The organism is Polaromonas eurypsychrophila (assembly GCF_014641715.1).
In the GTDB taxonomy this organism is placed as follows: domain Bacteria; phylum Pseudomonadota; class Gammaproteobacteria; order Burkholderiales; family Burkholderiaceae_C; genus Polaromonas; species Polaromonas eurypsychrophila.
Genome location: NZ_BMIG01000002.1, coordinates 248,262 through 268,948, shown reverse-complemented (window position 1 = coordinate 268,948; position 20,687 = coordinate 248,262). Strand labels below are relative to the sequence as shown.

The window sequence follows — 20,687 nt, the reverse complement described above, 5'->3', positions numbered from 1 at the left end:
GGGGGTTGCCCGGCGGCAAGTAATTTTCTTTTGCTTCGCCGAAAGAAAATCACCAAAGAAAAGGCGACCCGATGGTCCGGGTTCCCTAGGCTGCGCTTCGGGGCAAGCTGCGGTGCTCGGTAAAAGCGGGGTCGGGCTAGCACTCGCACGCTCAGACGATCGCTCGCCCTGATTCGCTTTGACCTGCGCCCCTGGGCCCAGCCCGACGGGTGGGGGAGAAAAAAGAGAAAAGACAAATACCGAACTCAAATCCGGAGTGCAGGAAGCGCGCAGCGCTTCCTGCGCGGGAATCCCAACAGACGGTCATGTGTGCACGCGAGCGCAGCGCACGCGGCCAAATGAAGTCCCCTTTCATCGCCCAGCGGGGCGAGGGAGGGGCTAGGGGTGGGAGTGGGGAGTTGAAACTACTGTCCAGAATGGATCGCAGGCGCAGCGTGACGCAAGCGAAGGGGATCAGGTCCGGGATGACAACCCCGGCGCCGGCGCCGGCGCCGTCGCCAGCTCCAGCGAGCTGAGCCACACCATCGCCGCGGTGGCGTTCGCCCCGCACATCTCTACCGATGGCATGAGCTGCCCACAGACCGCCGGCCGGCCGGGTTGGCCGAAGATGCGGCAGGCATTGGTTTCATCAAGCTGGACACAGCGCACACCCGCCGGCTTGCCCTGCGGCATGCCGGGAATCGGCGAGCTGATGGACGGCGCAATGCAGCAAGCACCGCAGCCGGGGCGGCAGTTCATGGTTGTTTGCTATAAAAACAGGAGCTGCTTGCGCCCGGCCCGCATGGGCGGGAGGTCAATTCAGTCATTCAAACGGCGGCTGGCGGACAGCACCTGGTCGATCACCGCCTGCACATTGCTTCGATGCTTGTCATTGATCAGCCGGCCTTCTGCATCAAACGCATCGCCGGCATGGCCCAGCGCAAACGCGCGCGGCGCGACCCAGCATTGCGCGTTGAGCAGCAGCGGCGCCAGATGGCTTTGCGAACGCAGGCCACCCAGCGCGCCAGGTGAGGCGCTGAGTATGCCCACGACCTTGCCGCTGAAGGACTTGAAGCCTTCCTGCCAGGCCGGGTCGCCCTTGACCGGGCTGGAAACCCAGTCGATGGTGTTTTTGAGCAGGGCGGTGTAGCTGCCGTTGTACTCGGGTGAGCAGATGATCCAGGCCGGGTGCTCGAACAGAATCTGCTTGAGTTTCATGACATCGGCTGGCGTGCCTTTGGCTTCCAGGTCGGCGTTGTACATCGGAATGTCGAAGTTGGCCAGTTCGATGTGGGTGACCTCGGCGCCCGCAGCGCGCGCCAGGGCGGCGGCGGCGTGGGCCAGCTTGCGATTGAACGAGGCCAGGCGGGTGCTGCCGGCAAAAATCAGGAGTTTCGGGGGTGTGCTCATCCACTGATTTCACCATAGCGCACAGGGGCTTCATGCGACGGGTCCTGTGGAGGGAAAAACTTGCTAAAATGTACCAAACACTCTATTTTGTACATAATGCACATTATTCCCCTCAGCGAATTCCGCGCCAACGCCGCCGCCATGATTGACTTGGTGGAGCAGGGCGAAACCGTGCGAATCCTGCGGCACGGCAAGCCAGTTGCGGAGCTGGTTCCCCCCAAGCTTGACAATCCTTCGAAGGTTCCGAGCTGGAAGCGGCCGATCACGCCGCTGCATATCGTCAGGCCCGACGGCAAAACCGGCGCCCAGTTGATCATTGAAGAACGCGAAGGCGGCTGGTAATGCGCATTCTGTTTGACACCTCCGCCCTGTACAAGCGCTACAACATCGAGGCGGGCCGCGACCAGGTGCTGGCTGCGGGCGACCGCGCCACCGAGGTCATGGTGGCCGCACACTGCAAGTCCGAAATTGCCTCGGCGCTCAACCGCAACCGCCATGACGGGCTGCTCAACGCCGACGATTACGGGCGCATCATGCGTGACGTGCAGGGTGATTTTGCGGATTTCACCCTGGTGGCGCTGGATGCCCAGGTGGAGGCGCATTCAATTTCCGCCATGGAAATGAGTCGGCTGCGCGCCATGGATGCCTTGCATATAGGCACTGCCCAGGCCGCGCGGGTCGACCTGTTTGTGACCGCCGACCGCCGCCAGGCGCTGGCCGCCCAGGCCGTGGGCCTGAAAACGGAATTGATCACGGCCTGATGGGCCGTGTTCTGAAAGACAAGCATGTTTTACCCGCAAGAATTTGACGTGATCGTGGTCGGCGGCGGCCATGCCGGAACCGAGGCTGCGCTGGCCTCGGCCCGCATGGGCTGCAAGACCCTGCTGCTGACCCACAACATCGAGACCCTGGGCCAGATGAGCTGCAACCCGTCCATAGGCGGCATCGGCAAAGGGCATCTGGTCAAGGAGGTGGACGCCATGGGCGGCGCGATGGCGTTGGCCACCGACGAGGGTGGCATTCAGTTTCGTATCCTCAACAGCTCCAAGGGTCCGGCCGTGCGCGCGACGCGGGCGCAGGCCGACCGCATTTTGTACAAGGCGGCGATCCGCCGGATGATCGAGAACCAGCCCAATCTCTGGCTGTTCCAGCAGGCGGTGGACGATTTGATGGTCGAGGGCGACCGGGTGGTTGGCGCGGTGACCCAGGTCGGCATCAAGTTCCGGTCGCGCACCGTGGTGCTGACGGCCGGCACTTTTCTCGACGGCAAGATCCATGTGGGCCTGCAAAACTATGCAGCGGGCAGGGCGGGTGATCCGCCGGCGGTGTCGCTGAGCGCACGCCTGAAAGAACTCAAGTTGCCGCAAGGTCGACTCAAAACCGGCACGCCGCCGCGCATCGACGGGCGCAGCATCGACTTCAGCAAATGCACGGTACAGCCCGGCGACGGCATGCCCGGCGGCACGCCCGGCGCGGTGCCGGTGTTCAGCTTCATGGGCGGGCAGATCGCCCATCCCCGGCAAATGCCCTGCTGGATCACCCACACCAACGAACGCACGCACGAGATCATTCGTTCCGGCTTTGACCGCAGCCCGATGTTCACCGGCAAGATCGACGGCGTCGGGCCGCGTTATTGCCCGAGTGTGGAAGACAAGATCAACCGTTTCGCGGGCAAGGCCAGTCACCAGATTTTTCTGGAGCCCGAGGGCCTGTCCACTCACGAGATTTACCCCAACGGCATCTCGACCAGCCTGCCGTTTGATATTCAGTACGACTTGGTTCGCTCCATGGCTGGCATGGAAAACGCCCACATCCTGCGGCCCGGCTACGCCATCGAATACGACTACTTCGACCCGCGTTCACTCAAGAGCACGTTCGAGACGCGTGCGGTAGCCGGGCTGTTTTTTGCCGGCCAGATCAATGGCACCACCGGTTATGAAGAGGCGGCGGCTCAAGGCATGTTCGCCGGTATCAATGCCGCGCTGCAGTGCCAGGGCAAGGATTCCTGGCTGCCCAAGCGCGACGAGGCCTACTTGGGCGTGCTGGTCGACGACCTGATCACCAAAGGCGTGACCGAGCCTTACCGCATGTTCACCAGCCGGGCCGAATTCCGCCTGATGCTTCGCGAAGACAACGCCGACATGCGCTTGACCGAAAAGGGCAGGGAGCTGGGGCTGGTCGATGATGCGCGCTGGGATGCCTTCAACCGCAAGCGGGACGCTGTTTCACGTGAAACAGAACGCCTGCGGTCCATCTGGGTCAACCCGCGCAGCCTGCCGGCGGCTGAGGCCGAGCGGGTGCTGGGCAAGGCGATCGAGCATGAATACAACCTGCTCGACTTGCTGCGCCGGCCCGACGTGGACTACGCCGCGCTGATGTCACTGGAAAGCGGCAAATACGTGAACGCCGATCTGGCGCCTGTCGATGCAGCCGGTGTTCCACGTGAAACATCGGCGGCCGCTGACCTGGCACGCAGCGTGATCGAGCAGATTGAAATTGCCATCAAATACGCCGGATACATCGACTTGCAGAAAATCGAGGTGGAGCGCGCCTCGCATTATGAGAACCTGAAGCTGCCGGCCGACCTGGACTATCTGCAGGTGTCGGCCCTGAGTTTTGAGGCGCGGCAGACTCTGGCCAAATACCGGCCGGAAACCCTGGGCTTGGCCTCACGCATTTCCGGGATCACGCCGGCCACCATCTCGCTGCTGCTGGTGCACCTGAAAAAGAACCTCTGGAAAAACACGGCTCCGCTCAAAACCACCGAGCAGGCCGACGCCTGATGCGACCCCGTGAACAGGAATTGCGCGGCGGGCTGACCGTGCTGCAACTGGACCTGGACGATGTGCAGGTCGGCCAGTTGCTCGACTACCTGGACCTGATTGCCAAGTGGACCCAGGTCTACAACCTCACGTCAGTGCGTGACCCGGCCGAGATGTTGACGCACCACCTGCTCGACAGCCTGGCGGTGATTGAGCCCTTGCGCCGTCATCTTGCACAAGCCGGGTTGAGCCAAGCTAACCTGCTCGACGTTGGTTCGGGGGCAGGGCTGCCGGGTGTGGTGATCGCGATTTGCCGCCCGGAAATCGCTGTCAGTTGCGTGGACACGGTGGCCAAAAAAGCAGCGTTTATCAAGCAGGCCGCGCTGTCCCTGAAGCTGCCCAATCTGACCGGCATCCATGCACGCGTCGAAACCCTGACCCAGCCCTTCGACGTGATCTGCTCGCGGGCCTTTGCCTCGCTGCATGATTTCACCCAGTGGTCGGTCAGTGCGCTGGCGCCGGGAGGTGCCTGGCTGGCCATGAAGGGCAAACACCCGGCTAACGAAATCACCGCGTTGCCGGTCTCGGCCGAGGTGTTTCACGTGGAACAGTTGCAGGTGCCGGGGCTGGACGCCGATCGATGTATCGTCTGGATGAGGCCAAAAAACACCGGTTGAGCTGCATGGAGGTCTCCAAAACACCGATTTCAGGGTGAGTCAGCCTGTCGCGTGTTTCCGCTGACGTAAACTCACGCCTCACTCCGGGGATTTTTATGCTGGGCTCTTTTGCTGGCGTCGCTGATTACGGCGCTTTTGTCATCGCCATCATTGTTTTTTTGCTGATCCCGGGCCCCGGCAACCTCGCGCTTATCACTTCCACCAGCAAGGGCGGCATCCCCGGTGGACTGGGCGCCACCTTCGGCGTGATCGCGGGTGACCAGGTGCTGCTGTGGGCCGCTGTGGCCGGTGTTTCAGCTGTGATGGCGGCTTACCCAACAGCCTTCCACATTGTCCAGTGGGCCGGCGCCATCTACCTGGCCTGGCTGGGCATCAAGATGCTGATGGCCAAACCCGGCGATGCGCCCATCCTGCAGATCAAGCCGCGGCACTACTTCCGCCAGGCCTTGCTGATCACCCTGCTGAACCCCAAAGCGATTGTTTTTTACATGGCTTTTTTCCCGCTGTTTGTGGCCCCGGCGCTGCATCAGGGTATGACCACCTTTGCGGTGATGGCCGCAACGATTGCCGGCTTGACCTTTTTCTATGGCCTGACTTCGGTGTTGCTCACCCACTTCCTGGCTGAGCGCATTCGTTCCAGTCCCAGGATCACCAGCTTGCTGAACAAGGCTGCGGGCGTATTCCTGATTGGCTTTGGCATCAAGCTGGCTGTCTCCAAATAATCCCGACCAACAACTAAAAGAACAAGATGGCCAAGATATTCTGTATTGCCAACCAAAAGGGCGGGGTCGGCAAAACCACCACGACCGTCAATCTCGCAGCCGGCCTGGCCAAAGTCGGCCAGCGGGTGCTGATGATTGACCTGGACCCGCAGGGCAATGCGACCATGGGTTCCGGCGTGGACAAACGCAAGCTCGAACTCACGGTCTACGACGTGTTGCTGGAGTCAGCCTCGATTGCCGAGGCCCGTGTGCACAGCGAAAAATGTGGTTATGACGTGCTCGGTGCGAATCGCGAACTCGCTGGCGCCGAGGTTGAGCTGGTCGAGGTTGAGCGCCGCGAAAAGCGCTTGAAGCTGGCGCTGGCGGCGGTGGCCGACAACTACGATTTCGTGTTGATCGACTGCCCGCCGTCTCTGAGCATGCTGACGCTCAACGGCTTGTGCTGCGCCCACGGCGTGATCGTGCCCATGCAGTGTGAGTACTTTGCGCTCGAAGGCCTGACGGATCTGGTCAACACCATCAAACAGGTGCACGCCAACCTCAACAAGGAGCTGGCCATCATCGGTCTGCTGCGCGTGATGTTTGACCCGCGCATCACTCTGCAGCAGCAGGTCAGCGATCAGCTCAAGGAGCATTTTGGCGACAAGGTGTTCAACACGGTGATCCCGCGCAATGTGCGACTGGCCGAAGCGCCGAGTTACGGCCTGCCCGGCGTGGTGTTCGATCCGGCCTCCAAGGGTGCGTTGGCCTTTGTGGCCTTTGCTGAAGAGATGGTGCAGCGCATCAAGGTCATGTGATGCAGGGTTTCGAGTCAAATCGCCTTATAGCCCATGCCGGACAAGGGTGGACAGCTCCTGAAATCATAGCAATCAGGGACTGTGACCGATGAAGGCGTCGAATGTCCTGGTGCTGCCCGGCTGGCAGAACAGCGGGCCCGGTCACTGGCAAAGCCTGTGGGAGGCGGCGCATGGATATCAGCGCGTAGAGCAGCATGACTGGATGCAGCCGCTGCGCGGCGACTGGATCGCGCGGCTGGAGGATGTGGTGCTGGGAAGCAGCGAGCAGGTCGTGCTGGTGGCGCACAGCTTGGGCTGTATCCTGACGGCCGCCTGGGCGGCGCACTCGCGCAACACCGGCCGGGTCAAAGCCGCATTGCTGGTGGCGCCGCCCGACGTGGACCGCGAGGAAGTGCGGCAGATGCTGACGAGCTGGGCACCGGTGCCCATGAACAAATTGCCCTTCCCTTCGGTGGTGCTGGCCAGCAGCCGCGACCCTTACTGCCGGCCCGAGCGCGCGCGTGAATTTGCCGCTGTCTGGAACGCGGAGTTTCTCGATGCCGGCCCGTTGGGCCATCTCAACGCAGACAGCGGCCTCGCCGACTGGCCCGGCGCCCATGACCAGTTGGAGCGCCTGATGGCGCTGGCGGGCCGCAGCGAATGAATAGCGGCGCGCGCCCCGGGCTGGTGGGCCGCAGCGCCTGGCTGGTGCTTGCGCTGGCGACTCTGTGGGGCCCGGTGCGCGCCGAACCCGACGAAGAGAGGCTCGGCAAGGCCCAAAACTACCCGCGGGGCAATGCCGCGACCTGGTACAACAATCCGAACCGTGTCGGCGCCTGGTCGGCGCTCGACAAGGTGCCGGGTGTGCGCACACGCACAGTCGCGCGCGCGCAGCAGGCCAGTGCCTTGCCGCAGGTGGCGCAGCCGCCGGCCATCAGTTACCGCTACCGCAACATCAGCTACACCTTGGCTGACTACCTGGAACGCCAGCGGGCGACCGGCTTGCTGGTGCTCAAAAACGGCGAGATTGTTGCCGAGCATTACCGCTACGCCCGCAAGGACGATGCGCGCTTCCTCTCGTTCTCGATGGCGAAAAGCGTGACCTCGCTGCTGGTCGGCCAGGCCCACGCCCGCGGCGTGATCGCCTCGCTGGACGACCCCGCCGAGAAATACGTGAAGGCGCTGGCCGGCAGCCCTTACGGCGCCACCACCGTGCGGCAGTTGCTGCGCATGAGCTCGGGCCTGACCTTCACCGAGCGTTACGACGGCAACGACGATATCGCGCGACTGGCGCTGGCCGGGGCCGGTGCGCCCGGTGCCGGCACGCCGGCAGACGTGTTGCGCTCCATCACCGGCCGGCACAGCGCCGCCGGGGAAAAATTTGTCTATGCCAGCGCCGAAACCGATGTGCTGGGCCGTGTGCTGACGGCGGCCAGCGGAAAAACCGTTGCCGAACTCACCAGCGAATGGCTGTGGAAACCGATGGGTGCCGAACACGACGCTTTCTGGCGCATTTCCAGTGATGGGCAGGAACAATCCTACGGCGCCTTCAACGCCAGCCTGCGCGACTGGGGCCGGCTTGGCCGGCTGCTGGCCAACGGCGGCAGAGCGGGTGCGCAACAAGTCGTGCCGCAGGATTACCTGCTGGACGCCACCGACCCCGCGCGACAGCCGGAAGCCTTCAAACCGCGCAAGGCCACGCCTTATTTCGGCTACGGCTACCAGTTCTGGCTGCTGCCGATGAAGGAACGCAGCTTTGCCATGCAGGGCATCCACGGCCAGGGCATTTACGTGCAGCCGTCCTCCGGCCTGGTGATGGTGCTGACCTCTGTGTGGGAAGGCGCCAGCGGCCGGCAGGACGCCCAGCCTTATGAAGAACGCGACGCCCTCTGGCGCGGCGTGTTGCAGTCGCTGGGCGGCAGCACGGCCGAATAAGTACATCCAACACCGAACACTGAACACCGAAACGAAGGAAAAACATGGTTACCAAAAAACCCAAGGGGCTGGGCCGCGGCCTGCAGGCTCTGCTGGGCCCCACCGTCGGCGAGTCCGCCCACGTGCTTGAAAACGGCGCCAGCAGCGCCACTAGCCCCGGTCAGCCGGCGTCGCTGCTGCTGACCGACCTGGTGGCCGGCCAGTACCAGCCGCGCACCCGCATGGACGAGGGCGCGCTCTACGAGCTGGCTGAATCGATCAAGGTGCAGGGCATCATGCAGCCGATTCTTGTTCGTCGCTTGAGCTCCGGTGCCAACGACGGCAAGTATGAAATCATCGCCGGCGAAAGGCGTTTCCGTGCCGCCAAAATCGCCGGCCTGGACAGCGTGCCGGTGCTGGTGCGCGATGTGCCCGATGAGTCGGCCGCCGCCATGGCGTTGATCGAAAACATCCAGCGCGAAGACCTCAACCCGCTGGAAGAGGCCCAGGGTCTGCAACGCTTGGTAAAAGAGTTTGGGCTCACTCACGAACTTGCAGCCCAGGCCGTGGGCCGCTCGCGCAGCGCCGCGTCCAACCTGCTTCGCCTGCTGAACCTGGCCGAGCCAGTGCAGACCATGCTGATGGCCGGCGACATCGACATGGGCCATGCGCGCGCGCTGCTGAGCCTGGACCGGGCGACGCAAATCACGGCGGGCAACCAGATCGCCGCGAAAAAGCTGTCCGTGCGCGAAGCCGAAAGTCTGGTCAAAAAGCTCAGCGCTGAGTTTTCGCTGAAGCCGCAAAAAGCCGCCAAGGAAAAGTCGCGCGATACCCGCCGCGTCGAAGAAGAGCTGGCCGACCTGCTGATGGCGGACGTTGAGGTGCGCGTGAAGAAACAGGTCAAACGCAATGGCCGGCGCGAGGACATGGGCGAGGTGGCGATCCAGTTTTCCTCACTCGATGAACTCAACGGCCTGATTGAACGCTTGCGGGGCGGCAAGGGCGCTTGAGGCCTGCGGGCCAGAGCGATTGTCTGAGACATCACGCCCTGCTCCCGGTTCGCCTTGAGTAGCATGGTGTGCCTGCGACTGCTGGCCGGGGGTTGCCCGGCGGCAACTCACTTTCTCTTGCGTCGCCAAGAGAAAGTAAGCAAAGAGAAGGCGACCCGATGGTCTGGGTCCTTACGCTTCGCTCCAGGCAACCTGCGGTGCTCGCCGAAAACGGGGCCGAGCTCGAACTCGGCTTCGCCTCAAACAATCGCTCGCCCTGATCCATTTTCGGCTGTGCTCCTCGGCCCAGCCCGACGGGTGGGGAATAAATCAATGCGGGGACAAACATCCGGAGCCCAACGAACGGTCATGTTTGCACGCGAGCGCAGCACACGCGGCCACATGAAGTCCCCCTCCATCGCCCAGCGGGGCGAGGGAGGGGCTAGGGGTGGGAGTGGGGAGTTGAAACTACTGCCCGTAGCCAATTACCGGCGCAGCGTGATGACGGCACAGCGCGAACATGGATCCCGGATCAAGTCCGGAATGACAAGCGGGAAGACATCCTCGGCCCGATGACCCAAAAACCTAGACGTTGCCCCAGGGCTTGATGATCACCAGCAGCGCCACAGCGGTGATGGCGACGATCGTGAGCCCCGGCACCCAGCGTACCGAGGCCGGCGGCTGCGTGACCTGTCCGGCCAGCAGCCGGCGCAGGCCGGCCGACTGGTTGCCGTGCAGTCCCGACAGCACAAAGACGATCGCGAATTTGACCCACAGCCAGGGCGCGCTGTACCAGCCGCCCATGACCACCAGCGTGATGCCCAGCAGCCAGACCACGGCCAGCGCCGGGGTGGTGGCCCGCCGGTCCCAGCGATAAATCGCGGCGAGCAGCGGCTGCCCGCTGGCCTGGGCGCCGTGCGCGCGTTGTGATGCCAGTACCACCGCCAGCGCCAGCATGCCGCCTGCCCAGGTAAGGACTGCCGCGAGGTGAAACGCCTTGAGGAAAAGGTAAAGCATCCCGAATCAGCTTCGCTCGCCGGGCCGGCGCAGCCCACGGCGTGCCGGCATCACAGCGTAAAAATCTTGCCCGGGTTCATGATGTTTTTCGGGTCAAGAGCGCGCTTGATGGTGCGCATCATCTCGACCGCGCCGTCGCCAGTCTCGGTGACCAGAAAGTCCATTTTGTGCAGGCCGACACCGTGTTCACCGGTGCAAGTGCCTTCCAGGTCCAACGCGCGCTGGACCAGCTTGTGGTTGAGTGCCTCGGCGACTTCGCGCTCTTTCGGCAGCATCGGGTCGATCAGGTAGCCGAAGTGGAAGTTGCCGTCACCCACATGGCCGACGAGGAAATAGGGGATGCCACTGGCATCGGCTTCGGTCACGGATTCGAGCAGGCAGTCGGCCAGACGAGAAATCGGCACGCAGGTGTCGGTCGAGATCGCGCGGCAGCCGGGGCGCGACTGGATCGCCGCGAAGTAGGCGTTGTGCCGCGCGGTCCACAACCGCGTGCGTTCTTCCGGGGTGCTGGCCCACTCGAAGGCCTGCCCGCCGAAGTCGGAGGCAATCTCCTGCACGGTTTCGGCCTGCTCTTTCACGCCCGCCGGTGAGCCGTGAAACTCCATCAGCAGCATCGGTTCCTCACGCAAGCCGAGCTTGCTGTGGGCGTTGACCATGCGCACGGTATTGCTGTCGATCAGTTCGACCCGCGCAATCGGCACACCGAGCTGGATCACCTGGATAGTGGTACGCACCGCCGCCTCGATGCTCGGGAACGAGCAGATCGCGGCCGAGATGGCTTCGGGCAGCGGGTAGAGCTTGACGGTGACCTCGGTGATCACGCCCAAGGTGCCTTCGCTGCCGACCATCAGTCGCGTCAGGTCGTAACCGGCCGATGACTTTTTGGCGCGGGTACCGGTACGGATGACCTCGCCGGTGGCGGTGACTACCTCGAGGGCCAGCACGTTTTCGCGCATGGTCCCGTAACGCACGGCGTTGGTGCCGCTGGCGCGGGTGGCGCTCATGCCGCCCAGGGTCGCGTCGGCGCCAGGATCGATCGGGAAAAACAGGCCGGTGCTTTTGACTTCCTCGTTGAGCTGCTTGCGCGTCACGCCGGGTTGCACCGTGACCGTCAGATCCTCGGCGTTGATGGACAAGACCTTGTTCATGCGGCTCACATCAATGCTGATGCCGCCCTGCACCGCCAGCAAGTGGCCTTCAAGCGAGGTGCCCACGCCAAACGGAATCACCGGCACCTGGTACTGGCTGGCCAGCTTGACGGCATCGGCCACATCGGTGGTGTTTTCGGCAAATACCACGGCTGCCGGCGGCGGTGCGGCAAACGAGGACTCATCGCGCCCATGCTGCTCACGCACCACCAGCGCGGTGGAGCAGCGCTCGGCAAAACGCGCTTTGAGCGCATCAATCAAGGCCGCGGGTGTTTCCCGCTGGTGGATTTCAGGAAGCAGGTGGTGGGGCAGGGGTGCGTTCATGGGGGGTCTCCGGAAGGCCAGTGCACAGTTTACGACGTGTGCACCGTCCTGTCCCCATGGGCTATCCCGCAGCCCCTGAACTTAAAAAAATGCGTGTCAGGAGTTAGCCGCCCGGCTGAATTCGTCCAGCGAAATAAAGCTGTCACGGTTGCTGTCGATCTGCTCAAAGCGTTGCACCACGGCGGGAAAGAACTCGGCCTCTTGGCGGCTGAGCTTGCCGTCCTGGTTGAGGTCGGCGCGCTTGAAGGCGGCTTCCAGATCCTGCGACGTGGCGCGATTAGGCGGGATGGCGGTGCCAGGCGCTGTCTGTGCCCGCACCGCGGCAGCCGTGCCCAGGGTCAACAGTGCCAGCAACAGCACGCTGCGCTTGTCAAAGGTGAGGGAGTTGGGAATAGAATGTTTTTGAATCTGCATGCAGTTGTCCTAAAAATGAATGAGGGGCTATTGCAGCTCAGCCGGTGCTGTCCCGCCAGCTCTTTTGCAGGGCGTTGCATCGCTGACATCCGGACCGACCCGCACACATTTTCTTGCTTCGCGTAACGCGGCCCGTTAGCCACGCTGCGATCACCAACCCACACACCATGGCCAACCGACTTTCACAAATCGCTACCCGCACCGGTGACAACGGCACTACCGGGCTAGGCGACAACACCCGCGTTTCCAAGAACAGCTTGCGTGTGCATGCCATGGGTGATGTTGACGAACTGAACTCGCAGATCGGCGTGCTGCTGTGCGAAGAGATGCAGCCCGATGTCCGCGAACTGCTGGTCGAAGTGCAGCATCAGCTGTTCAACCTTGGCGGCGAGTTGTCGATTCCGGGCTTCGAGCTGCTCAAGCCGGAGGCGGTGGCACTGCTGGACGCGGCGCTGGAAAAATACAACGCCAGGCTGCCGCGCCTGGCGGAATTCATTTTGCCGGCCGGTTCACGCGCCGCATCACTTGCGCACGTCTGCCGCACGGTGGCGCGGCGCGCCGAACGCGCGGTGGTGGCGCTGGACCAGGCCGAGACCCTGAAGGAATCGCCTCGCCAGTATCTGAACCGGCTGAGTGATCTGCTGTTCGTGTTGTCACGCGTGCTCAACCGAAATAGACCGGATGGGAAGGGCGGCGACGACGTGTATTGGAAAAGCGAGCGTTTGGCGCGGACCGACACGGAATAACTCCCGCAATGCTACTTTATTGATAGCTGCTTGCGCCGGTATGGCATGGGCTGGAGGCCGATTTAGCTTGTAGGACGGGTTACTTTGGCTGCAGCATCGCCATTGTGATGCGTGACACGCAGGTCAGTTCGCCGACGTCGTTGGTCAGTTCAATCGCCCAGACCTGGGTGCTGCGGCCAATGTGTACCGGGCGCGTGATGCCCGTGACCCAGCCGCTGGTCGTGCCCTTGAGGTGATTGGCGTTGATGTCCAGGCCGACGGTGCGGTAGCCCTCGGGCGCGGCAAAGGCGGCGCCGCAGGAGCCCAGGGTTTCGGCCAGCACCACCGAAACGCCGCCATGTAACAGGCCGTAGGGCTGGCGTGTGCGTTCGTCGACCGGCACGCGGGCGCGTATGAAGTCGTCGCCGACCTCAAGGAATTCGATGCCCAAGTGCGTCACCGCGCTGTTGGCGTTGTTGAGGGTAAGCAGTTCAACGGAGATCGGTCTTTTCCAGACAGGCATGGCGCAGTTCCAAAAAGGCTTGAATGCTCTGACTATAAAGAGATTGCCGCCTACAGCGGTGCGGCCGGAGCCGGTTAGGCTAGCGAACTGGGACCGAGTCAACCGAAAGACATGCATGCAAGCTAGAAATAAATGGATGGTTGCCGCTGGCGTGCTGCTTGCGCTGCTGGTGGGCGGCTGGCTGGCGCTGGTGCTGCTGCTGCCCAGTGACGAGGAACTCGCTGCGAAAGCCTCTGTGGAACTGGAGGCCAGGCTTGGCGTTCCAGTCACGGTCGGCGCACTGGACTGGCGCCTGTTCCCGGTTCCCGCAGTCGTGGTCCGTGATGTAGCGACCCGCCAGACCCCGGCGATCACCATCAAAAAGCTGACGCTCCACCCCAGTCTGCCGGCTTTGCTTGACGGCCGGCTGCAGTTCGACAGTGCCGATCTGGATGGTGCGGTACTTCCGCAATTGTCCCTGCGGGCGCTGGACAAGGGGCCGAGCATCGCGCGGAGCAATCCGGACGCCACGGTGCTGGGGCGCCTGGTGTTTCGCGATGTGACCTGGATCTCGCGCCGTGGCATGGCCGTGGTGTTCGACGGTGAAGTCGATTTCGACCCGGCCTGGCGTCCGCGTCAGGCCCAGTTGCGCAGACCCGGTGTGCAACCGGCTACCGATTTGAGGCTGACCCGGCAGGGCCAGGAAGATCGCTGGACCACACAAATCCGCGTCGGCGGCGGCACGGCGGATGGCGAGGTCGAAATCAAGACTCGCGACAAGGGCCGGCTGCGTCTGGAGGGCACGCTCAAACCGCAGGGCGTGGAGGTCGCCAGCGCGATGGCCGCCTTCAACCGCAACTCCGTGATTTCGGGCCAGGCATCAGGCGACACCTCGCTGCTGGCCGATGGCGACACCGTGGGCGAGCTCGCGCAATCGCTGCACACCAAAACCATCTTCAGCATGCGCCGCGCCATGCTGCTGCGCTTCGACCTGGACAAGGCGGTGCGCAGCCTCGGCAGGGACTACGCCGGACAGACCCCACTGGACACGGTGACCGGCCAGATGGACACGCAAAACACGCCGCAAGGCATAGTCGTGACTTATACCGGCGTCAAGGCCACCTCCGGCGCTCTGACCGCGTCGGGCCAGGCCCGGATTGCAAACCGCCAGATCGAGTCCGAGTTTGCGGTCGACCTGGTCGATGGTGTGATCGGTGTGCCGCTGAAGGTCTCTGGCCCGTTTGAAAATGTCAAGGTGTCCGCGCCGGCTGGCGCAGTGGCTGGCGCGGTGGTGGGCACGGCGGTGTTGCCAGGCATAGGCACGGCCATAGGCGCGCGCATAGGCGCCACCCTGGGCAAAATCTTCGGCCCGGAGCCAGAGCCGAAAAAAGGTGCTGCGGCATTGCCCAAAAAAGCATCGCCTTGAGGGGATCGGGCGCAGCGAGATGGCGCAGGGGCCGCCCGTAAGCCCTAGGGGGTTGCGGGGCTTTCACTGTTTCGACACTGTGCAGAGAGTGATATATTGGTAACGGGTTTTGGAAGCAGGCCAGACTTGGTGCGTTCCAAGCCCTGCACAGCCGGTATTTCCTGTTTAACCTCCGCCCTTCGCCATGCCCCAGCAGCAGTCCTCGTCTTCTTCTTCTACCGTGCCCACACCGTTGGAGCGCGCGCTTGACCAGAACGAGGCCGTCAAGGAAACGGTAGAGCAGTCGGCGAACGAGCTGTTCGTGATCAACACCGTGCTCAAGCAGGAGTTTCCGAACCAGGTACAAAGCGACGATGTCGCGCAAGCGCTGCGCAAAAGCGATGAGCTGGAAACCAAAATCCAGGAGTCGGCCGAGGACCTGGCTCAGGTCAATCGGGTACTGGAGCAGGAAATCGGCGAACGTGCCGAGCTCGAGCGCGAGCTGGCCAGAACCAAAGCCGCCCTGGCCAAGGCCAAGGCTGAGACCGCCGACTAGTTCTAGCTTCCGGTTGCGGCCGGCTTGCGGTTAAGCAGCGCGTACAACAAGATGGCGCCAAAGGTTGCGGTGCCAATCCCGCCGAGCTCGAACTGGCCGAACTTCAGCGTGAAATCCCCGGTGCCCAGTACCAGCGTGATGGCCGCGACCAGCAGGTTCTTGTTGTCTGAAAAGTCCACCTTGTTGTCAACCCAGATCCTGGCGCCGGCCACCGCAATCAGGCCGAACACCACGATGCTGACGCCGCCCATCACCGGCAGCGGAATTGCCTGGATCAGCGCGCCGAACTTGGGGCTGAAGCCGAGCAAGATGGCGATCAGGGCCGCGACCAGGAACACCGCCGTCGAGTAAATCTTGGTGGCGGCCATTACACCGATGTTCTCCGCGTAGGTGGTGACGCCCGTACCGCCAGCCGCGCCTGACACCATGGTCGCCACGCCATCGCCGATAAAGGCACGGCCCATGTAGCGGTCCAGGTTTTTGCCGGTCATGGCGGTGACGGCCTTGATGTGGCCCAGGTTCTCGGCCACCAGGATGACGGCAACCGGACCGATCAGCAGCATCGCGTTCATCGTGAACACTGGCGCGGCGAAAGCCGGCAGGCCGAACCACGCGGCATTGGCAATCACCGACAGGTCCACCGGTTTGCCCAGGCCCAGGCCATTCGTCAGCAGCGCATAAATCAGGGTCGCCACGATCAGTCCGACCAGGATCAGCAGGCGCTGCACCATGCCGCGCGTCATCACCGCCACCAGCGCGACGCTGACGAAAGTGACGACCTGCATCCAGGAATCGAAATTGCTGGCGGCCATGTTCTTGATCGGGATGCCGGCCAGGTTAAGGCCGATCACCGCCACCACTGCGCCAGTGACCACCGGTGGCATGAAACGTTCGATCCAGCCAGTGCCGACGGCCTGAACAATGGCGCCTATGACCGTGTACAGCACACCACAGGCAATGATGCCGCCTAGCGCCACGCTGATGTTGGCATTCGGCCCCTTGCCGGCATAGGCGGTGGCGGCAATCACCACGCCGATGAAGGCAAAACTGGAACCGAGGTAACTGGGCACCTTGCCGCCGGTGGCCAGAAAAAAGATCAAGGTACCGATGCCGCTCATCAGAATCGCAATGTTCGGATCGAAACCCATCAGGATGGGCGCCAGCACTGTGGCGCCGAACATCGCGATCACGTGTTGCACACCCATTACCGCAGTCTGCGGCCATGGCAGGCGTTCATCCGGCCCGATCACCCCGCCCTGTTGCAGTACCGCGCTACTTTTTTCCGTCCAGCCAAACATGCCCATCGTCGTTCTCCTCGTGTTGTAGGTGCGCCATGCTAGGCGCAAGGCAAGCCGGACACAAGAGCAAGATGGTGGTTGCGCGGCCTCAGGCCAAAAAGGAAGCTACAGCCTGCAGCACGCCGGCGTCCTTCAAGATGCGGCTGTGCCCAAGATCCTGTGTCGCCAGCAGGCTTGCGCCGGAGATCGCCTCGCTGAATGCCACGCCGTCGGCGAAGCGGTTAATGCTGTCGCGCCTGTCATGGACCACCAGCGTGGCCTGGGTGATGCGCGGGCCGACAGCCTGCGGCTCGAACTGCGGCATCAGGATGCCCTCGCGCGCCTCGAAGCGTTTTTGCATTGCGGCACGAGTGCGCTCGCTCAGGCCGAAGACCTGTGCAAACAGCCGCGTGTACTCATGCGGCGAGGCCGGCGGTGCCAGCAGAACCAGCTTGCGCACCGGCAGGCCGCGGCTGGCGGCAAAGGCCGCGGCGTTGGCGCCCAGCGAATGCGCAACCACCGCGTTCACGCTGAAACCCTGTTGCTGCAGACGCGCCGCTGCGTAATCGATGGCGCGCGCGAACTGCGGCAGGTTACTGGTCGGGCCGGCGCTGCGGCCATGTGCCGGCATTTCAAGGATCACTGCGCGCAGGCCCTGCGCCTGCAGGCTGTCAGCCAGCGCCAGCATCTGACCGGCGTGGCCGCCCCAGCCGTGCACCAGCAGCACCACAGGGCCGTGTGGCGCGACCGGCCGGGTGTACAGCGTGATGCTGGCGTCTTCAAACGGCCAGACGCTGATGGCCCAGTCGGCCGGCCAGACGCGGCGACGGGCCAGCCAGCGCGGCGGCAGCGGCGTGCCGAACAGGCGATAGGCGGCACGTACCGCCAGCGCCGGCCACAGGCGCTGCGATGCGCCCAGACCCCAGCGGAACAGCCGGGTGACGGGGCTGGTGTTGTAGAAAGCGGCGGTGGCTTCAAGGGAGCTGCGTGTCATGGCGGGTTTCATTTCAGTACCAGATCCAGTCGCGGTTGCTGCGCGGCACGCCACGCAATGATTCGCGGATGGCACGCACCGTACGCACGAGGACAAACAGGGCAAGGGGGACGACCAGGAGCAACATGGCATTTCCTTTTTTTCTTCGCACGGCTGTGCGAAATAGGGGTGAACAAAAAGCCCTTGTGGGGCATCACTTCTCGTCAGGTCTTAGAGCCTAAGCGTTTTTCGGCCTTGTCCGAAAGGCGCGTCAAAACGCCTCCGATCAAGGCGCAAAGCACAGCCATGGCTCGGACCATGGCGCGCATTTGCAACGACGAGCGGGGGTGTTTTGACGTGAAAGGCGGGCATGGGCGAAGGACGCTTAGGCTCTCAAGCCTGGTAACTGGTTTTCAGGCGCTGCCAACTGGCCAGGGCCCGCTCGGCGGCGCGTGGGTCGCGCAAAAAGCGCGCGTCGTGCAGCAGGCCCATGGCGAGGGCGCTGACTTCACAGACGAGCTGTTCGGGATCGGTATTGGCCAGGAGGTGGCCGGCGTCGATGGCTTGCTGCACAGTGCGGCGCAGCGCGGCGCGCCAGCGCGTCACTTCCTGCAGCAGCACATCGCGCAGCTCGCCTTCGCGGTCATCGAGTTCGAAGGCGCCGGCGGTGTAGATACAGCCGGACTTCACCTCGACATCGCGCATGCGCACGATCCAGCGCTGCATGACAGCGTCCAGCCGTGGCAGGCCCTTGGGCAACTGCATGGCCGGTACAAAGACATCGGCGAGGAAGCGCCGGCCAAACTCCTCGATCACGGCTTTCTGCAGCGCCTCGCGCGAGCCGATGCGCGAAAACACGCCGCTCTTGGACAAAACCAGCCGGTCCGCAACGGCCTGCAACGTGATCGCTTCGAGCCCGTCGGCAGAGGCGAGGTCCAGCGCCGCACCAACAATCGCGGCGCGGGTCATCTCGCTTTTCTGGGTTTTGGCATCCATGCACAAATATTAGCACAACTGTGCGAAATAAATCAAACTGCTCGTTTTTGGCGGTGCTTCGGGCATTCCCGCTGGCTTGCGCGGCTTGCGGCGCAGTAAGCTCAAAGCATGGATTCGCCCTACATTCCCCAAATTCGTCTTTATCAGGACTGGCTGCATAAAAATCATGGCCTGTCCTTTAACGCTTACGACGAGTTGTGGCGCTGGTCGGTTACCGACCTCGATGCTTTCTGGCAAAGCATCTGGGACTATTTCGATCTGCAGTCGCCAACTCCGCACAGCGCGGTGCTGGCCGGCAATCACATGCCGGGCGCGACCTGGTTTCCAGGCGCGCAGTTCAATTACGCACAGCAGGTTTTCCGCCATGTGGAGAAGGCTGACGCCGCCGGTTTCCCGGCACTGATCAGCCACAACGAAAAAAGCCTCGCGGCGGGCGCGGCGGCGCGTGAATTGAGTTGGCCCGAGTTGCGACGCCAGGTGGCGTCGCTGGCCCTGCACCTGAAAGCGCAGGGTGTGTTGCCCGGAGATCGGGTCGCCGCCTACCTGCCGAACATTCCCGAAGCCATGGTGGCCTTCCTGGCGGTGGCGAGCCTGGGCGGCGTCTGGAGCATCTGCGCGCCCGACATGGGCACCAACGCCGTTCTGGACCGCTTCAAACAGATTGAGCCCAGGGTGTTGATTGCCTGCGACGGTGTGAGCTACGGCGGACGCGACTTTGACCGCACGGCCGTGCTCGACGAGTTGCGCGCTGCCCTGCCCAGCGTGCAGCATGTGATCGTGCATAGCAATCTGGATGCTACAAAAACCATAGCTAACTCTGCATCGTTGACTTTGGCTACAGCCCGAAATGATGCTGAAACGACGGCGTTTGAGCCGATGTGGCTGCCGTTTGACCACCCGCTGTGGATTGTGTATTCCAGCGGCACCACCGGCCTGCCCAAACCCATCGTGCACGGGCATGGCGGCACCGTCATCGTAGCGCTGGCGCTCAAGACCCTGCACAACGATATCGGCTGCAGCTACGCGCCAAATTCGTGGGGTGAACGCTTCCACTGGTACAGCTCAACCGGCTGGGTCATGTGGAACGCGCAAATGAGCGGACTGCTCAACGGCACGACCTGCTGCATCTACGACGGCAACCCGGGCGGCAGCAAGGACAAGCCGGACTGGACCACCTTGTGGCGCTTCGCTGCGCAACTCGGTGTAACGTTTTTCGGCGCTGGCGCGGCATTTTTTGGGAACTGCATGAAAGCAGGAACTGATTTGTCGGTCTGCGGTGATCTCAGCCAGGTTCGCGCGCTGGGCACAACAGGGTCACCGTTGTCAGAAGAGTCGCAGCGTTGGGGAACGACGCAGTTTGACAAGCTCGGCACCCACGATATCTGGTGGTGCAACATCTCGGGAGGGACCGATTTTGCCGGCGCGTTCATCGGCGGTAACCGCGAGTTACCGCAGGTGCCGGGCGAGATGCAGTGCCGTCTGCTCGGCTGCGCGGTGGAGGCCTGGAACGAAGCCGGTGAACCCGTCATCGGCGAAGTCGGTGAGCTGGTCTGCAGCCAGCCAATTCCCTCGATGCCCCTGTATTTTTGGGGCGATGAAGGCAACAAGCGCTATTTGTCGAGTTACTTCGACATGTACCCGAACGTCTGGCGCCACGGCGACTGGCTCAAAATCACACCCGCTGGCGGCTGCGTCATCTATGGCCGCTCGGACGCCACCATCAACCGCCACGGCCTGCGCATGGGCACCAGCGAGCTCTACAGCGCGGTCGAGGCCCTGCCCGAGGTGATCGACTCGATGGTGGTGGACCTCGAATACCTGGGGCGCGACAGCTACATGCCGCTGTTTGTGGTGTTGCGCGAAGGCGTGGCGCTCGATGCAGCCATGCGGGTCAAGCTCAACAACGCCATCAAGATTGCGCTGTCGCCGCGTTTTGTACCCAACGACATTTTTCAAGTGGCGGAGATTCCGCGCACGTTGTCCGGAAAAAAACAGGAGTTGCCGATCAAAAAGCTGCTGCTGGGTCAGCCAATCGACAAAGTAGTCAACCGCGATGCGATGGCCAACCCGGCGTGCCTGGACTGGTACGTTGAATTTGCCCAAAAACGCGCAGCCGCGTAG

General features: G+C 63.0%; 22 protein-coding genes. 13 read left to right on the top strand and 9 right to left on the bottom strand.

Features of this window, described 5'->3' with window-relative positions; translation table 11 throughout:
- Positions 1-453 precede the first annotated feature (453 nt).
- Both IEX16_RS03695 and IEX16_RS03690 read right to left on the bottom strand, forming a co-directional pair.
- A complete protein-coding gene (locus tag IEX16_RS03695; protein ID WP_188706723.1) occupies positions 454-738 on the bottom strand; it encodes a YkgJ family cysteine cluster protein in 285 nt (94 codons plus the stop codon).
- A gap of 60 nt (positions 739-798) precedes the next feature.
- The gene (locus IEX16_RS03690; RefSeq protein WP_188706721.1) at positions 799-1,389 is read right to left on the bottom strand and encodes an NADPH-dependent FMN reductase; all 591 of its coding nucleotides are present in this window, start codon (positions 1,387-1,389) and stop codon (positions 799-801) included.
- Between the two features lie 96 nt (positions 1,390-1,485).
- On the opposite strand from IEX16_RS03690, the gene IEX16_RS03685 reads away from it, so the two are divergent.
- The 9 genes from IEX16_RS03685 (at position 1,486) to IEX16_RS03645 (ending at position 9,250) form a co-directional block, all read left to right on the top strand.
- Entirely contained in the window at positions 1,486-1,731 is a 246-nt protein-coding gene (locus tag IEX16_RS03685) for a type II toxin-antitoxin system Phd/YefM family antitoxin (protein ID WP_188706719.1), read from the top strand.
- On the top strand, positions 1,731-2,150 hold the full coding sequence (locus IEX16_RS03680; protein WP_188706717.1) for a type II toxin-antitoxin system VapC family toxin: 420 nt from the start codon (positions 1,731-1,733) through the stop codon (positions 2,148-2,150). The genes IEX16_RS03685 and IEX16_RS03680 overlap by 1 nt, the downstream gene beginning before the upstream one ends.
- Before the next feature lie 24 nt (positions 2,151-2,174).
- On the top strand, positions 2,175-4,172 hold the full coding sequence (gene mnmG / locus IEX16_RS03675; RefSeq protein WP_188706715.1) for a tRNA uridine-5-carboxymethylaminomethyl(34) synthesis enzyme MnmG: 1,998 nt from the start codon (positions 2,175-2,177) through the stop codon (positions 4,170-4,172).
- On the top strand, positions 4,172-4,828 hold the full coding sequence (gene rsmG / locus IEX16_RS03670) for a 16S rRNA (guanine(527)-N(7))-methyltransferase RsmG (protein WP_188706713.1): 657 nt from the start codon (positions 4,172-4,174) through the stop codon (positions 4,826-4,828). Before mnmG ends, rsmG begins: the two co-directional genes overlap by 1 nt.
- Positions 4,829-4,923: 95 nt before the next feature.
- Positions 4,924-5,550: a LysE family transporter gene (locus IEX16_RS03665; protein WP_188706711.1), complete on the top strand. Its 627-nt coding sequence runs from the start codon at positions 4,924-4,926 to the stop codon at positions 5,548-5,550.
- A gap of 26 nt (positions 5,551-5,576) precedes the next feature.
- A complete protein-coding gene (locus IEX16_RS03660; RefSeq protein ID WP_188706709.1) occupies positions 5,577-6,347 on the top strand; it encodes a ParA family protein in 771 nt (256 codons plus the stop codon).
- 88 nt (positions 6,348-6,435) lie between these two features.
- Positions 6,436-6,990, top strand: coding sequence for an RBBP9/YdeN family alpha/beta hydrolase (locus IEX16_RS03655; RefSeq protein WP_188706707.1), 555 nt, complete (start codon positions 6,436-6,438; stop codon positions 6,988-6,990).
- Positions 6,987-8,261 (top strand): serine hydrolase domain-containing protein, encoded by a 1,275-nt coding sequence (locus IEX16_RS03650; protein ID WP_188706705.1) that lies wholly within the window; start codon positions 6,987-6,989, stop codon positions 8,259-8,261. The genes IEX16_RS03655 and IEX16_RS03650 overlap by 4 nt, the downstream gene beginning before the upstream one ends.
- 44 nt (positions 8,262-8,305) lie before the next feature.
- Positions 8,306-9,250, top strand: a complete 945-nt coding sequence (locus IEX16_RS03645; RefSeq protein ID WP_188706703.1) for a ParB/RepB/Spo0J family partition protein — start codon at positions 8,306-8,308, stop codon at positions 9,248-9,250.
- Positions 9,251-9,814: 564 nt separating this feature from the next.
- On the opposite strand, the gene IEX16_RS03640 is transcribed toward IEX16_RS03645, so the two are convergent.
- From IEX16_RS03640 to IEX16_RS03630, 3 genes are all read right to left on the bottom strand, one after another.
- Positions 9,815-10,246 (bottom strand): CopD family protein, encoded by a 432-nt coding sequence (locus IEX16_RS03640; RefSeq protein WP_188706702.1) that lies wholly within the window; start codon positions 10,244-10,246, stop codon positions 9,815-9,817.
- A gap of 50 nt (positions 10,247-10,296) precedes the next feature.
- A complete protein-coding gene (locus IEX16_RS03635) occupies positions 10,297-11,718 on the bottom strand; it encodes an FAD-binding oxidoreductase (RefSeq protein ID WP_188706700.1) in 1,422 nt (473 codons plus the stop codon).
- 96 nt (positions 11,719-11,814) lie between these two features.
- Entirely contained in the window at positions 11,815-12,132 is a 318-nt protein-coding gene (locus IEX16_RS03630; protein WP_188706698.1) for an EF-hand domain-containing protein, read from the bottom strand.
- Positions 12,133-12,299: 167 nt separating this feature from the next.
- Here IEX16_RS03630 and IEX16_RS03625 point away from each other — a divergent pair, with 167 nt between their 5' ends.
- Positions 12,300-12,878 (top strand): cob(I)yrinic acid a,c-diamide adenosyltransferase, encoded by a 579-nt coding sequence (locus IEX16_RS03625; protein WP_188706696.1) that lies wholly within the window; start codon positions 12,300-12,302, stop codon positions 12,876-12,878.
- A 79-nt stretch (positions 12,879-12,957) separates the two neighbouring features.
- On the opposite strand, the gene IEX16_RS03620 is transcribed toward IEX16_RS03625, so the two are convergent.
- Positions 12,958-13,380: a hotdog fold thioesterase gene (locus IEX16_RS03620; protein WP_188706694.1), complete on the bottom strand. Its 423-nt coding sequence runs from the start codon at positions 13,378-13,380 to the stop codon at positions 12,958-12,960.
- Between the two features lie 115 nt (positions 13,381-13,495).
- On the opposite strand from IEX16_RS03620, the gene IEX16_RS03615 reads away from it, so the two are divergent.
- Positions 13,496-14,785 (top strand): glycine zipper domain-containing protein, encoded by a 1,290-nt coding sequence (locus tag IEX16_RS03615; RefSeq protein WP_188706692.1) that lies wholly within the window; start codon positions 13,496-13,498, stop codon positions 14,783-14,785.
- 184 nt (positions 14,786-14,969) lie between these two features.
- Positions 14,970-15,320 (top strand): hypothetical protein, encoded by a 351-nt coding sequence (locus IEX16_RS03610; RefSeq protein ID WP_188706690.1) that lies wholly within the window; start codon positions 14,970-14,972, stop codon positions 15,318-15,320.
- 2 nt (positions 15,321-15,322) lie between these two features.
- Here IEX16_RS03610 and IEX16_RS03605 read toward each other — a convergent pair whose 3' ends face one another.
- The 3 genes from IEX16_RS03605 to IEX16_RS03595 form a co-directional block, all read right to left on the bottom strand.
- Positions 15,323-16,624: a solute carrier family 23 protein gene (locus tag IEX16_RS03605; protein WP_188706688.1), complete on the bottom strand. Its 1,302-nt coding sequence runs from the start codon at positions 16,622-16,624 to the stop codon at positions 15,323-15,325.
- Between the two features lie 82 nt (positions 16,625-16,706).
- Complete coding sequence (locus tag IEX16_RS03600) at positions 16,707-17,591, bottom strand: alpha/beta hydrolase (protein WP_188706686.1); 885 nt, start codon at positions 17,589-17,591, stop codon at positions 16,707-16,709.
- Between the two features lie 372 nt (positions 17,592-17,963).
- On the bottom strand, positions 17,964-18,566 hold the full coding sequence (locus tag IEX16_RS03595) for a TetR/AcrR family transcriptional regulator (protein WP_188706685.1): 603 nt from the start codon (positions 18,564-18,566) through the stop codon (positions 17,964-17,966).
- A 108-nt stretch (positions 18,567-18,674) separates the two neighbouring features.
- Here IEX16_RS03595 and IEX16_RS03590 point away from each other — a divergent pair, with 108 nt between their 5' ends.
- A complete protein-coding gene (locus IEX16_RS03590; protein WP_188706683.1) occupies positions 18,675-20,687 on the top strand; it encodes an acetoacetate--CoA ligase in 2,013 nt (670 codons plus the stop codon).

What these genes read in the sequence shown, in the direction of transcription:
- IEX16_RS03665 (WP_188706711.1), top strand. Translation starts at nt 4,924, where the DNA reads ATGCTGGGCTCTTTTGCTGGCGTCGCTGATTACGGCGCTTTTGTCATC.
- IEX16_RS03660 (WP_188706709.1), top strand. Translation starts at nt 5,577, where the DNA reads ATGGCCAAGATATTCTGTATTGCCAACCAAAAGGGCGGGGTCGGCAAA.
- IEX16_RS03615 (WP_188706692.1), top strand. Translation starts at nt 13,496, where the DNA reads ATGCAAGCTAGAAATAAATGGATGGTTGCCGCTGGCGTGCTGCTTGCG.
- IEX16_RS03695 (WP_188706723.1), bottom strand. Translation starts at nt 738, where the DNA reads ATGAACTGCCGCCCCGGCTGCGGTGCTTGCTGCATTGCGCCGTCCATC.
- IEX16_RS03640 (WP_188706702.1), bottom strand. Translation starts at nt 10,246, where the DNA reads ATGCTTTACCTTTTCCTCAAGGCGTTTCACCTCGCGGCAGTCCTTACC.
- IEX16_RS03685 (WP_188706719.1), top strand. Translation starts at nt 1,486, where the DNA reads ATGCACATTATTCCCCTCAGCGAATTCCGCGCCAACGCCGCCGCCATG.
- IEX16_RS03655 (WP_188706707.1), top strand. Translation starts at nt 6,436, where the DNA reads ATGAAGGCGTCGAATGTCCTGGTGCTGCCCGGCTGGCAGAACAGCGGG.
- IEX16_RS03625 (WP_188706696.1), top strand. Translation starts at nt 12,300, where the DNA reads ATGGCCAACCGACTTTCACAAATCGCTACCCGCACCGGTGACAACGGC.
- IEX16_RS03600 (WP_188706686.1), bottom strand. Translation starts at nt 17,591, where the DNA reads ATGACACGCAGCTCCCTTGAAGCCACCGCCGCTTTCTACAACACCAGC.
- IEX16_RS03650 (WP_188706705.1), top strand. Translation starts at nt 6,987, where the DNA reads ATGAATAGCGGCGCGCGCCCCGGGCTGGTGGGCCGCAGCGCCTGGCTG.
- mnmG (WP_188706715.1), top strand. Translation starts at nt 2,175, where the DNA reads ATGTTTTACCCGCAAGAATTTGACGTGATCGTGGTCGGCGGCGGCCAT.
- IEX16_RS03590 (WP_188706683.1), top strand. Translation starts at nt 18,675, where the DNA reads ATGGATTCGCCCTACATTCCCCAAATTCGTCTTTATCAGGACTGGCTG.
- IEX16_RS03635 (WP_188706700.1), bottom strand. Translation starts at nt 11,718, where the DNA reads ATGAACGCACCCCTGCCCCACCACCTGCTTCCTGAAATCCACCAGCGG.
- IEX16_RS03680 (WP_188706717.1), top strand. Translation starts at nt 1,731, where the DNA reads ATGCGCATTCTGTTTGACACCTCCGCCCTGTACAAGCGCTACAACATC.
- IEX16_RS03605 (WP_188706688.1), bottom strand. Translation starts at nt 16,624, where the DNA reads ATGGGCATGTTTGGCTGGACGGAAAAAAGTAGCGCGGTACTGCAACAG.
- IEX16_RS03690 (WP_188706721.1), bottom strand. Translation starts at nt 1,389, where the DNA reads ATGAGCACACCCCCGAAACTCCTGATTTTTGCCGGCAGCACCCGCCTG.
- IEX16_RS03620 (WP_188706694.1), bottom strand. Translation starts at nt 13,380, where the DNA reads ATGCCTGTCTGGAAAAGACCGATCTCCGTTGAACTGCTTACCCTCAAC.
- IEX16_RS03595 (WP_188706685.1), bottom strand. Translation starts at nt 18,566, where the DNA reads ATGGATGCCAAAACCCAGAAAAGCGAGATGACCCGCGCCGCGATTGTT.
- IEX16_RS03645 (WP_188706703.1), top strand. Translation starts at nt 8,306, where the DNA reads ATGGTTACCAAAAAACCCAAGGGGCTGGGCCGCGGCCTGCAGGCTCTG.
- rsmG (WP_188706713.1), top strand. Translation starts at nt 4,172, where the DNA reads ATGCGACCCCGTGAACAGGAATTGCGCGGCGGGCTGACCGTGCTGCAA.
- IEX16_RS03610 (WP_188706690.1), top strand. Translation starts at nt 14,970, where the DNA reads ATGCCCCAGCAGCAGTCCTCGTCTTCTTCTTCTACCGTGCCCACACCG.
- IEX16_RS03630 (WP_188706698.1), bottom strand. Translation starts at nt 12,132, where the DNA reads ATGCAGATTCAAAAACATTCTATTCCCAACTCCCTCACCTTTGACAAG.